Annotated in this window: 11 protein-coding genes; 6 read left to right on the top strand and 5 right to left on the bottom strand. The window is 67.2% G+C overall.

Annotation, left to right across the window (positions count from 1 at the left end):
* Positions 1–11: 11 nt before the first annotated feature.
* The gene (gene prsR, locus AC1DOQ_RS02795; RefSeq protein ID WP_477360068.1) at positions 12–1,376 is read left to right on the top strand and encodes a PEP-CTERM-box response regulator transcription factor; all 1,365 of its coding nucleotides are present in this window, start codon (positions 12–14) and stop codon (positions 1,374–1,376) included.
* 15 nt (positions 1,377–1,391) lie between these two features.
* Here the strand turns inward: prsR and AC1DOQ_RS02790 are convergent, their stop codons facing one another.
* Genes AC1DOQ_RS02790 through AC1DOQ_RS02770 form a run of 5 tightly spaced genes read right to left on the bottom strand, consistent with a single transcriptional unit; the run spans position 1,392 to position 5,587 of the window.
* Positions 1,392–2,258, bottom strand: a complete 867-nt coding sequence (locus AC1DOQ_RS02790) for a hydrolase 1, exosortase A system-associated (RefSeq protein ID WP_477360066.1) — start codon at positions 2,256–2,258, stop codon at positions 1,392–1,394.
* On the bottom strand, positions 2,248–3,090 hold the full coding sequence (locus AC1DOQ_RS02785) for a hydrolase 2, exosortase A system-associated (protein ID WP_477360064.1): 843 nt from the start codon (positions 3,088–3,090) through the stop codon (positions 2,248–2,250). The genes AC1DOQ_RS02790 and AC1DOQ_RS02785 overlap by 11 nt, the downstream gene beginning before the upstream one ends.
* Positions 3,091–3,093: 3 nt before the next feature.
* Entirely contained in the window at positions 3,094–3,339 is a 246-nt protein-coding gene (locus AC1DOQ_RS02780; protein WP_477360062.1) for an acyl carrier protein, read from the bottom strand.
* Positions 3,336–4,391, bottom strand: a complete 1,056-nt coding sequence (locus AC1DOQ_RS02775) for a GNAT family N-acetyltransferase (protein ID WP_477360060.1) — start codon at positions 4,389–4,391, stop codon at positions 3,336–3,338. The genes AC1DOQ_RS02780 and AC1DOQ_RS02775 overlap by 4 nt, the downstream gene beginning before the upstream one ends.
* Entirely contained in the window at positions 4,388–5,587 is a 1,200-nt protein-coding gene (locus AC1DOQ_RS02770) for an aminotransferase class I/II-fold pyridoxal phosphate-dependent enzyme (RefSeq protein WP_477360058.1), read from the bottom strand. Before AC1DOQ_RS02770 ends, AC1DOQ_RS02775 begins: the two co-directional genes overlap by 4 nt.
* A gap of 85 nt (positions 5,588–5,672) precedes the next feature.
* On the opposite strand from AC1DOQ_RS02770, the gene AC1DOQ_RS02765 reads away from it, so the two are divergent.
* The 5 genes from AC1DOQ_RS02765 to AC1DOQ_RS02745 all read left to right on the top strand — a co-directional run bounded on the left by AC1DOQ_RS02765 (position 5,673) and on the right by AC1DOQ_RS02745 (position 12,067).
* Positions 5,673–7,256: an acyl-CoA ligase (AMP-forming), exosortase A system-associated gene (locus AC1DOQ_RS02765; RefSeq protein ID WP_477360056.1), complete on the top strand. Its 1,584-nt coding sequence runs from the start codon at positions 5,673–5,675 to the stop codon at positions 7,254–7,256.
* On the top strand, positions 7,253–8,485 hold the full coding sequence (locus AC1DOQ_RS02760) for a pyridoxal-dependent decarboxylase, exosortase A system-associated (protein WP_477360054.1): 1,233 nt from the start codon (positions 7,253–7,255) through the stop codon (positions 8,483–8,485). Before AC1DOQ_RS02765 ends, AC1DOQ_RS02760 begins: the two co-directional genes overlap by 4 nt.
* Positions 8,486–8,579: 94 nt before the next feature.
* Positions 8,580–9,665, top strand: coding sequence for a glycosyltransferase (locus AC1DOQ_RS02755; RefSeq protein ID WP_477360052.1), 1,086 nt, complete (start codon positions 8,580–8,582; stop codon positions 9,663–9,665).
* An 18-nt stretch (positions 9,666–9,683) separates the two neighbouring features.
* Positions 9,684–10,583, top strand: a complete 900-nt coding sequence (locus AC1DOQ_RS02750; RefSeq protein WP_477360050.1) for a glycosyltransferase — start codon at positions 9,684–9,686, stop codon at positions 10,581–10,583.
* Entirely contained in the window at positions 10,580–12,067 is a 1,488-nt protein-coding gene (locus AC1DOQ_RS02745) for a lipopolysaccharide biosynthesis protein (protein ID WP_477360048.1), read from the top strand. The genes AC1DOQ_RS02750 and AC1DOQ_RS02745 overlap by 4 nt, the downstream gene beginning before the upstream one ends.
* Positions 12,068–12,076 lie beyond the last annotated feature (9 nt).

Below are 12,076 nucleotides of genomic sequence, written 5' to 3'. Positions count from 1 at the left end.
GAGAGGATACCGTGACCCAAACCAAACCCAAACTGCTGATCATCGAAGACGATCCGGGCCTGCAGAAGCAGCTGCGCTGGAGCCTGGACGCCTATGAGGTCGTGGTCGCCGGCGACCGCGAGGCGGCGCTGGCCCAGATCCGCCGCCACGAACCGGCGGTCGTCACCATGGACCTGGGCCTGCCGCCGGATCCGGACGGCTCCACCGAAGGCCTGGCCACGCTCCAGCAGATCCTGGCGCTGGCGCCGGACACCCGCGTGATCGTCCTGACCGGCAACCAGGACCACAACAACGCCGTCAAGGCGATCGGCATGGGCGCCTATGACTTCCACCAGAAGCCGGTCGACCCGGAGGTGCTGAATCTGGTCATCCAGCGCGCCTTCTTCCTGCACAACCTGCAGCAGGAGAACCGCCGCATGCAGCAGTCGCAGGCCGATTCGCCGCTGGCCGGCGTGATCTCGCGCGACCCCGGCATGCTGAAAGTCTGCCGCACCATCGAGAAGGTGGCGCCGACCTCGGCATCGGTGATGCTGCTGGGCGAATCCGGCACCGGCAAGGAAGTGCTGGCGCGCGCCATCCACGCGCTGTCGCCCCGCTCGAAAGAGCGCTTCATGGCGATCAACTGCGCGGCGATTCCGGAAAACCTGCTCGAGAGCGAACTGTTCGGCTACGAGAAGGGCGCCTTCACCGGCGCCGCCAAGCAGACCAAGGGCAAGGTCGAACTGGCCCATGGCGGCACCTTCTTCCTCGACGAGGTCGGCGACCTGCCGATGCCGCTGCAGGCCAAGCTGCTGCGCTTCCTGCAGGAGCGCGTGATCGAGCGCATCGGCGGCCACGAGGAGATCCCGGTCGACGTGCGCATCGTCTGCGCGACCCACCAGAAGCTGAAGGACCTGTGCGTGCAGGGGCGCTTCCGCGAAGACCTGTATTACCGCCTGTCCGAGATCGTGGTGAACATCCCGCCGATGCGCCAGCGCGAAGGCGACGCCGCCCTGCTGGCCCACCACTTCAAGAACAAGTTCTGCGCCCAGGAATCGCGCGCCTCGCTGCACTTCGCGCCCGACGCCATCGCCGCGATCGAGGGCTATGCCTGGCCGGGCAATGTGCGCGAGATGGAAAACTGCATCAAGCGCGCGGTCATCATGGCCGACGGGAACACCATCGTCGCCGACGACCTCGGCCTGCCCGACCTGGAAGCCGAGGAAGCGCCGCTGAACCTGCGCCAGGTGCGCGACGAGGCCGAGTACAAGGCCATCGTCAGGGCGCTGGCGCGAGTCGACGGGAATATCGTGAAGGCGTCGGAGATGCTGGGCGTCAGCCGCCCGACCCTGTACGACCTGATGGGCCGGCACGGCATCAAGACCACCGCCGCCTGAGAGGCCGCGGGATCGCTACCAGGACCGCAGCCAGCCGGCGGTCCAGCCGACCACCTGGTCGTGCCATTCGCGCCGCGAGCAGGTGTGGTCGGCGCCGTCCAGCGTGTGACGGGTGACGGCGGGAGCGTCCAGCAGGCGCTGCCAGTCGCGCGAGCCGGATGCCAGCCCGGCGAATTCCTGGGCGGTCAGGTCGGCGCCGCTCAGCATCACCAGCGTCTTTCCTTCGAAGCCCTGCAGGGCCGCGTACATGCGCTCGGGCAGGCTGCGGTTTTCCATGCCGTCCCGCGCGGCAGCGGCCTTGCCGCCGCCGAAGGCCGAGCGCACCGAGGCCGCGAACGAGCGCGCCGCCTGGCCGGCCTCGAAATTGCCGCTGGCGATCTTCTTCCACAGTCCCGGATCCAGCAGCCTGGCGCGGTAATAATGCTTCAGCGTGGCCTTGGCCGCGCCCTGTTCGGTGCGCACCCAGGGGTTCAGCAGGGCCAGGCCGCTCACCCGCGGGTCACCGGGCGCGTACATCGCGGCGGCCGAGGCGCCGTCGCACAGGCCCCACAGCACCACGTCGCGCATGCCCGGGACCTGGGCGAAGAAGCAGTCGAGGGCCGCGCGCAGGTCGTCCCGGACCTGTTCGAAATCGCGTGCGTCTCCCTCGCTGTCGCCCATGCCGCGGTAGTCGAAGCGCAGCACCGGAAAGCCGGCTTGCGCCAGGCTGCGCGCCAGCAGCGTGAACTGGCGGTGGCTGCCGGTGCGGACTTGCGGCCCGCCGACCACGATCAGCACGCCGCGCGGCGCCGGCGCCGGCGTCATTTGCGCCGGCAGCGACAGCACGCCGTACAGCCAGGCGCCGGCGCAGGGAAAGGACAGGGCGCGTTCTTCAGCCTGCATGCGCGGCCTCCGGGTACAGCCGGCTCGTGGCGTCGAGCAGGGCGGGACATTCGGCGATCTCCGGCGTGGTCCAGAATTGCTCGCCATGCACTAGGTGCACGCCAAAGTCGATGCGCTGGGCCTGCCAGATGGCGGTGACGCGGCTGGAAGCCGGCGGCAGCGGACGCCCGGCCGCCGGGGTCACCTCGAACCAGTCGATGCGGCAGCCGCGCGGCGCCAGTACCGAGGCGTCGAGGGGATCGATGGCGGCGGCCAGTTGCGGCGCCAGCTCGTAGCCGGCGATCTCGACCGACCGGCCCTGTTCGAGCGCCGCGCGCAGTGCCTTGGTGCCACCGTTGGCGGCGCCTTCCTGCACCATGTCGGCGGCAATCCGCAGGCGCAGGAACTGGTTCATGACCGCGGCGCCGCTGGTCATCGGCTGCCACAGCAGCAGGCGGTGCGGCACCTCGCGGGCGCCGGCCGCGCAGTCGAGCGCGAGCAGGGCGCCCAGGCGCAGCCCCCACAGCCCGGCCGGACGGCCCAGGCGCTGCTGCAGCCAGGCGCGCGCCGCCTCGGCGTCGGCCTTCCAGCCTTCCCAGCGGGCTTCGCCGAATTCGCCGCTGCTGTCGCCGCAGCCGTGCAGGTCGATCTGCAGCACGCCGACGCCGCGCGCGGCCAGGGCGCGCGCCTGCAGCGCCGCCATGCGGCGGCTCTTGTTCATTTCTTCGGCAAAGGGGTGCAGGTAGACCAGCGCGTCGCGGCACTCGCCCTGCGGCGGATGGAACAGGCAATAGCGGGTCCCGTCCCGCACGGGCAGGAAAAAGCTTTCCGCGGGCGCGTGTGCCGGCGCCATGCCTCAGGCGGCCTTCTGTTCCACGAAGGCGGCCAGGCTGCCCAGCGTCGCGAAGGTGCTGGCACTGATGTCGTCGTCGTCGACGGCGATGCCGAAATGGTCCTCGAGCGCGCCGATCAGCGAGACCACGGCCATCGAGTCGAGCTCGGGCAGGCTGCCCAGCAGCGGGGTGTCGGCCGACATCGGGGTGGCCGGGTCGAGGCCGAGCACGTCGGTGAGGATGGTTTTGACTTCGTCGAGATACTTCATGATCCTTGTTCGTCCGTTGGTGCGCCGGCGGCGCGGCGTTGCCGCGCTTCGCGCAGCGCGTGCAGGTGGCGCAGCGCGGGCCAGCGATAATGGTTGACATGGTACATAGTGCGTACCTCTTCCGTCCAGCGCGTATGCCATTCCATCACGCGGCCGTAGAACTCGAGGCGGGCGAAGCGGCCGCCATCGAACAGCGAGCGCATCGCTTCCTCGCGCATCAGCAGCGCCGGCGAGAGGCTGGCCGGCACGGTTTCGTCGTAGGCGGTCTTCAGCACGACGATGCTGTCGCGGTCCTCGACGCACAGGTCCATCGCCACCAGGTTCTCGCCGAAATGATAGCGGTAGACGCTGGCGGCGTCCTGCCGCGCCATCGCTTCGAGCATGGCGCGGTAGTAGCGGCCCTGGGCGTCGCCGGCGCGCACAGCGGTGCCGGCGCCGGCCTTCCAGCCGCTGCCTTCCAGGCGGGCGTAATCCTCGACCGCCTGCGCCATCGCGGCGGGATCGCGTGCGATCTCGAGGCGGGTCGCGATGCCGTCGCGCTCGAGCCGGTTGCGCTGCTTCTTGAGGTTGGCGCGCAGGTTCTTGCCGCGCGCTTCCCAGTAGGCGTCGAAGCCGCCCGCCAGCGTCACCCGCGCGGTGTCGATGTAGTCGAGGGTGCGGACGGCCGGCCCTGCGGGCGGGCGCGGCATGCTCATCGGGTCCATCTGGGTCAGCGCGCACACCAGCGGAAAGCCCGGCAGCGCGCCGAACAGGCTGCGCACCAGCGCGCCGGTGTCGAGGCCGGGCAGCTGCAGCCACAGGCCGACCGGGGCCTGGGCCGGCTGGAAGGTGGCCCAGGCGCCGCGGCGGGTCGGGGCCAGCACCGCCATCGCGACCGTCTGCCCATTGTCGCGGCCTTGCGCCAGCAGCTCGGCGCCGCTCGCGAAGGCGTCCAGCAGGGGCGCCACGAAGGCCGGCGCCAGCAGGGCCGGGGCGCCGGCGGCGGCGTGCAGGGAAGTCCAGTCAGCAGCGGCTTCGCGGAAGCGGGCGGCGGGAATGATGGTCCATTTCATGTGCATACCTCGCGCCTGACGGTGGCGATCAGCCAGGTGAATTCATCCTCGCGCAGCTCCTGGTGGCAGGGCAGGCCCAGCACCTGGCGCGACAGCCGGGCGGCGTTCGCGCAGGTGGCGTCGCCGACGCCGTCCCACAGCGGATAGCCGAAGCGGGTCAGCGGCACGCCGGCGGCGAGCAGGCGCTGCGCCAGGCCGTCCGCATCGTCGGCCAGCAGCGGGAACAGCCAGGGGCAGACACCGTCCGGCAGGCGCGGATGCAGGGGCCGCACGCCGGGCAGGCCGGACAGGGCGTCGAGCAGCCGCAGGTAGTTGCGCCGCCGCCGCGCCGCCACCCGGCTGCTGGAGGACAGCGCCAGCACCAGGCGCGAGGCGAGCGAAGCGCGCTTGTCGATCCAGTCCGGATCGAAGCCGTAGCCGCTGTCGGAGGAGGCGGGGGCCAGCGCGGCGGGCGGGCTGCCCGCATGCCTGCCGCGCTTGAGCGCGTTCCAGGCCAGGTCTTTGGCGCGCAGCGGCAGCCACAGCGCGGCGTGCAGGGGGCGCAGGCGGCCGAAGGCGAAGCCGCGCTCGAAGGTGTTGAAGGCGGCTTTCAGTTCGAAGCCGGCGCCGGCCGGGCGCAGCCTGGCGCCGGCCAGCGGGTGGCGTGCCGAGACCAGCGCGCCGCCCTCGTACAGCGGCAGGAATTTCATGATGCTGGCGGCCGCGTAGTCGCCCCAGGCGCCCAGCGGGCGGCCTTCGTGCTCGCCGATGAAGGCGTGCGCGCAATCCTCCAGCAGGGCCACGCCGTGTTCGTCGCACAGGGCGCGCAGGGCCGCCAGCGGCTGCGGAAAGCCGAAGAAGTGGGTGGCCACCACCACCCGCGCGCGCGGCGCCGCGCGCAGCAGGGCGGCGATGTGGTCGAGGTCGGCGCTAGTGTCGGGCTGGATGCGGTAGAAGGCCGGCGCCGCGCCGCGCCACAGCACCGGCGGCACCATCGAGGCGCTGTGGTAGGCCGGCAGCAGCACGCTGTCGCCGGCGCCCACGCCGAGTTCGCGCAGCGCCAGCGCGATCGCCACCCGTCCGCTGGTCACCAGGCGCGCCTCGCCGGCGTCGAGCACGGTGGCGGCGCGTCCACCGGCACTCCGGTAGAACGAGGCCAGCGACAGTACCGGTGCGAGCGGAATGGCGGGACGGGAAGGAGACGGGGCGACGAGCATGACCCAGTATAAACTGCCGCGTAAAAATTGGGCGAACTGGTAAGATGGCGGGCTGCGGCGGACCGCCGCGTTTCTCCTGTTTGCCATGGCCGATCTGATCCACGACTTTATCTTCGATGCCGCCCGCCGCATGCCCGCCGCCGAGGCGCTGGTCGACGGCAGCCGCCGTCTCGACTACGCCGCCCTGGCCGATGCGGTCGAGCAGGCCGCCGGCGCTTTGCTGGAAGCGGGCGTGGCGCGCCGCGAGCGGGTCGCGGTCTACCTCGACAAGCGCGTCGAGAACGTGGCCGCGATGTTCGGCGCGGCGCTGGCGGGCGCGGTGTTCGTGCCGGTCAATCCCCAGCTCAAGGCCGCGCAGGTGGCGCACATCCTGGCCGACTGCAATGTGCGCGTGATGCTGACCTCGCCGGAGCGCCTGGCCCAGTTGAAGGATGTGCTGGCCGGTTGCCCCGACCTGCGCACCGTGTTCGTCACCGGCGCGCCGGGCGAACTGTCCGCGGGGGCGGCGGCGCTGCGCGAGTGGCGCGCGGCGCAGACCCGTCCGGACCCGCGGCAGCTGGCGGCGCGGCGCGCGATCGACGCCGACATGGCGGCCATCCTCTATACCTCGGGCAGCACCGGCAAGCCGAAGGGCGTGGTGCTGTCGCACCGGAACATGGTGGCCGGCGCCCGCAGCGTCACCAGCTACCTGGAGATCACGCCGCGCGACCGCATCCTGTCGGTGCTGCCGCTCAGCTTCGACTATGGCCTGAGCCAGCTGACCTGCGCCTTCCTGGCCGGCGCCACCGCGGTGCTGATGAACTACCTGTTCCCGAAGGATATCGTGACGGCGGTCGCCGACGAGCGCATCACCGGCCTGGCGGCGGTGCCGCCACTGTGGCTGCAGCTCGGCGCGCTGGAATGGCCGGCCGGGTGCACGCTGCGCTACCTGACCAATTCGGGCGGTGCGATGCCGCAGCGCGCGGTGCAGGCCCTGCGCCGGGCGCTGCCGGACGCCGAACTGTTCCTGATGTACGGCCTGACCGAAGCCTTCCGCTCGACCTACCTGCCGCCGGCCGAACTGGAACGCCGCCCCGATTCGATCGGCCGCGCGATCCCGAACGCCGAGGTGATGGTGGTGCGCCCCGACGGCACGCCGTGCGAAGCGGACGAGCCGGGCGAACTGGTGCACCGCGGCGCCCTGGTGGCGCTGGGCTACTGGAACGATCCGGCCAAGACCGCCGAGCGCTTCCGCCCGGCCCCGGGCCAGCCCGCCGGCCTGCCGCTGGCCGAGATGGCGGTGTGGTCCGGCGACACCGTGCGCAAGGACCGCGAAGGCTACCTGTATTTCATCGGCCGCAGCGACGACATGATCAAGGTCTCCGGCTACCGGGTCAGCCCGACCGAGGTCGAGGAAGCCGTCTACGCGACCGGCCTGGTGCGCGAGGCGGTGGCCTTCGGCGTGCCGCATCCGGTGCTGGGCCAGGGCATCGTACTGCTGGCGCTGCCCCAGCAGGCCGGCCTGGAAGCCGCCGAACTGCTGCGCCAGTGCCAGCGCCGCCTGCCGGCCTGGATGATGCCGGCCCATGTGGTGCTGAGCGGGCAGGCCTTTCCGCGCAACCCGAACGGCAAGATCGACCGCCCGGGCCTGCGCACCCCTTACCTGAACCTGTTCGAGAATTCCGCATGAGCGCCGCCCGTCCCGTCCACGCCCTCCAAACCCTGTTCCCGGTTGCCGACGGCTGCCTGCTGGTCGGCGGCATTCCGCTGCCGCGCCTGGCCCAGCGCGTCGGCGCGACGCCGTTCTATGCCTACGACCGCGCCCTGCTGGATGCGCGCGTGGCCCATGTGCGCGCCCACCTGCCGCCGGAGATTGCCCTGCATTTCTCGATGAAGGCGAACCCGATGCCGGCCCTGGTCCAGCACATGGCGGGCCTGGTCGACGGCATCGACGTGGCGTCCGCCGGCGAGCTGAAGGTGGCGCTCGACACCGGCATGGCGCCGGAACACCTCAGCTTCGCCGGTCCCGGCAAGCGCGACGCCGAACTGCTGCAGGCGGTGGCCGCCGGCGCCTGTGTGCACGCCGAATCGGAGCGTGAAGTGCGGGCCCTGGCCCGCATCCAGGCGGAGACCGGGATCGCGCCGCGCCTGGTCCTGCGCATCAATCCGGACTTCGAACTGAAGGGCTCGGGCATGCGCATGGGCGGCGGCGCCAAGCAGTTCGGCATCGATGCCGAGGACGCGCCGCGGGTGCTGGCGCTGGCCGCGGAGCTGGGCCTCGAGGTGCTCGGTTTCCACATCTTCAGCGGTTCGCAGAGCCTAAAGGCCGAGGCGATCGTCCAGGCCCAGGCCCAGACCATCGAGCTGGCGCTGCGCCTGGCCGCGGCGAGTCCGCATCCGGTGCGGATCCTGAACCTGGGCGGCGGCTTCGGCATCCCGTATTTTCCGGGCGAGCAGGCGCTCGACCTGGCGCCGATCGGCGAAGCGCTGGCGGCCGCGCTGCCGCGCGTGCGCGCCGCCCTGCCGCAGGCGCAGCTGTCGATCGAACTGGGACGCTACCTGGTGGGCGAGGCCGGGGTGTATGTGGCGCGGGTAATCGACCGCAAAGTATCGCGCGGTCAAGTATTCCTGGTCACGGACGGCGGTCTGCATCACCATTTGGCGGCATCGGGCAACTTCGGGCAGGTCATCCGAAAAAACTACCCGGTAGCGATCGGTAACCGGATGCATGCTGCCAAGGAAATCGTGTCAGTGGTCGGTCCGCTGTGCACGCCACTTGACCTGCTAGCCGAACGCATGGAGCTACCGCAAGCCGAGGTCGGCGATCTGGTGGTGGTGTTCCAATCTGGTGCGTACGGCCGCAGCGCCAGCCCGGGTGCGTTCCTGGGACACCCTGAGGTGGTCGAGGTGCTTGTCTGAGCCCGCACTGCTGAATGTATGAGTCGAAATATTAATGTATTATTTGCAATTGAGTAGATTTGCCTAGTACACAACAGTTTTGGACCAGACAACGATGCAATCTTCAATGGAAAGCCCGGCCACGCATGCTCAAACTGAGCTGCTCAACCCATCGGAGAAGCTGAAGATTGGATGGGTCATTTCAAATGGCAGGGAAACCGCGTCCAGCCGCTTGCAGGGTTATCTGATCCATGAGTGGTTGCAGGCAAATGGATATGATTCGCAGTTGCTGTTGGAAAATTTCAACAGTATCAGCTCGGTCAACGATCCACGTTTTTTTAAGGCAGTCTGGCATCTTTTCCGCAGCGACCGCGACCTGGTTGTGTTCGAAGGGGGCGAATGGCCTATGATGCAGTTGGCACGCTTGTGGCGCAGACTTGGCAAGCACGCGGTGGGCGTGCGCTGCGACCGTATCCCCGGCCAGTTCAATAGCAGCTATGACCTTACCATTGTGCCCACGGAGCAATTGCGCGATGCGTTGGGTATCGAACGTGCGGTCGTGATCGAGGACAGCGTCGAAGTCGCGGAGCGGCAGTTCAAGCAGGATTACGCGGCCGGGGCCCGTCTACGTGTCGCATGGGTCGGCCACCAGAACTACGCCGACTACATCACTGCTCTAGTGCACAAGTTGAAAGAGCATCCGGAAATCAACTCCGGCTTCGAATTCGAACTCATCTCGAAGGGTGAATTCGCTACCCGCCAGTGGTCGGAACATACAGTGGCCGATGATATCCTTGCCTGCGACGTCGCCATGATTCCGGTGCCGCAGGGGGAATGGTTCCAGACCAAGTCAACCAACCGGCTGGCCCTGATGATGGCGCTCGGCATGCCTTTGGTTTCAACCTTGATTCCGTCCTATAAAACCCTTGCTCGCGAGGGCGAAAACGGCCTTTTTGTAGAGAGCGAGGATGCAATCGCGGGGGCGCTGCTAAGCCTGCGCGATCCGTCCGTGCGCGAGCGTCTTGGCATGAACGGTCGGCGCACGGTGGCTGGACGCTTCAGCCTGGCGCACATCGGACCGAAATGGGTGGCAGCTTTCCAGCAGGCGGCCCGGCAAACTCCGCTGCCGGTGCCCGGAAGTATCAAATGGACATTGATCTCGCGTGCGTTCGCACTCGCCACCGGCAGGGCATTCCAATAGAACAGCTCGGAGAAGTTTTTGACCACAGAACCTTGTGTGCTCGTCAGCACCATCATTGCCACAATGGCGTCGCCGGAACGCGGCGCCCTGCTACAGCGGGCGATTGCCTCGATCCGCAGCGCGAGTCGTCACCCTGTTGCGATCATTGTTATCGTGAACGGCACTCGCAGCGAACCGGACGTGCTCGAATGGCTGCGAGCCCAGCCGGACGTTCAGCTTGACATCATGCCCGAACCTTCGCTGCCGCACGCCTTGCTGCGGGGCCGCCAGTTAGTCAAGACACCCTTTTTCTCGACTCTCGACGACGACGACGAATATCTGGAAGGGGCCATTGATCTGCGTCTGGCGGTGCTGGAAGAGGCCCGGGCTGACTTGGTGGTATGCAATGGCTACAAGCGCAGAAATGGCATTGACCGGCTGGTCTACCCAACCCTTTCCCGTGTGCCGTCGAACCCTCTGGAAGAACTGTTCACGCTTGTCTGGCTGCAGAGCTGCAACGCGCTGTACCGAACCGAGCGCGTAAGCGAAGCATTCTTCGCCGACTACCATCCATATGCCGAATGGAGCTGGCTCGGCTATAACTTGGCCCTGCAGGGCCGGCTGATCGCCTTTACCGATCTGCCCACCTATGTGTGTCACGACACGCCGGGATCGCTGTCGAAGTCCACGGCCTACCGTACCGCCTATATGTCCTTGTACGACAAGATGCTGACGCTGGCACCGTCGCGCGCCGTAGCCCGGCAGATCAGGCGCCGGATCCAGGCCGCCTGGCATGACCAGTCGTGCCAGGCTCTGGATGAAGGCAAGCACCTCGAAGCCTGGCGTTGTCACCTGCTCAGCCTTGTCGCCGGCGGCCTGCGCTACTTGACCTATAGCCGCTACCTGCTCCCCGGCTGGCCGAAAGGATCGCTGCAATGAAGAGTAATAGTGTCATCAAGGGGGCTTTCATCTATGTGCTGATGCGTTGGGTCGACCGCCTGATCGGCTTTGTCAGCACTCTGATCCTGGCGCGTCTGCTGGTACCGGCGGATTTCGGCGTGATCGCCATGACTTCGCTCGTGATCGGCATCGCCGACGTGCTGCTTGATCTCGGTGTCAACGTAGCGCTAATCCAGAATCGTGCGGCGACGCAGGCCCACTACAACACGGCATGGACGCTGCGGCTGTTGCAGGCCAGCGCCACGGTGCTTGTAGTGTCGCTGATTGCGCCATTGGCCGGAGACTATTTTCACGATCCGCGGCTGGTACCGGTGCTGCGCATTGCCTGCCTGGGATCCTTGCTGGCTGCGCTCGAGAACATTGGCGTCGTCTCCTTCCAGAAAGAGTTCCGTGCAGACCTCGACTTCGTGTTGACGTTTTCGAAGCGAATCGCGGGTTTTCTGGCCACCGCTTTTCTGGCCTGGACCTTCCATAGCTATTGGGCGCTGGTGTTCGGTACACTGACCGGTCGCGCGACCGGCGTGGTGCTTAGCTACATCCTGCACCCGATGCGTGCCCGGCCCAGCCTGGAAAAATTTGGTGAAATCTTTGCCGTTTCGCAGTGGATGCTGGTGAACAGCATCGGCAACTATCTCAATAACAACCTGCACAAGACCTTGGTCGGGCGATGGACCAACGCAACCACGATGGGCGGATATACGTTGGCGGACGAGATCTCCGCGATGCCAGCCACGGAAATATTGTCGCCGCTGAATCGAGTCCTGTTCCCGGCCTTTGTGCGTGTCAAGCACAACTTGGAAGAGCTGAAACGCCACTTCCTGCTTGCGCAAGGCCTGCAGAGTCTGATTGCCATTCCTGCCAGTCTCGGGCTGGCTCTGGTGGCGAAGCTTACCGTGCTGGTCTTGCTCGGAGAGAAATGGATGATCGTTGTGCCTTTTATTCAGATTTTGGCACTGACCAATATCGTACAGGCAATCTCGACCAGCACCGGCTATGTTCTGCTTGCGCTCGGTAAGAACCGCAGCGCGACCCTGACCACCTGGGTTCAGCTCGTTCTGTTTGCGACGATTGCTCTGGTAGTGCTGAACCATCCGCAGGCCATGGAAATCGCTTGGCTGCGGCTGGGGGTCGTCGTTACGGGCCTGTTCGTTGCGCTGATCATGCTGATGCGTGTAATGCCGAGCGTCAGTCTGCTTGACCTGATCCGCAATGTCATCCGTCCGTTGCTGGCGTCGCTGGTCATGGCCTTTGCAGTGCGTTCCGTCGAGTCGATGATAAATGCTAGTCCGGTCCCGACACTGCTGGCCTGTGTCGCTGCCGGTGGCATTGTCTATACACTGACGATGCTCGGTATGTGGACGCTCGCTGGCCGGCCGGAAGGCGCTGAGTCCTACCTGATCGCGAAAGCTGTAGGTATCTACCAGCGCCGTATGGCCGCCAAGGTCAGCGGCGTGAAAGGCTAAGGCGAGGAA

Source organism: Massilia sp. 01N417 (assembly GCF_056399645.1).
The sequence above is the reverse complement of the archived record's forward strand: the minus strand, read 5'-3'. Positions and strand labels throughout refer to the sequence as shown.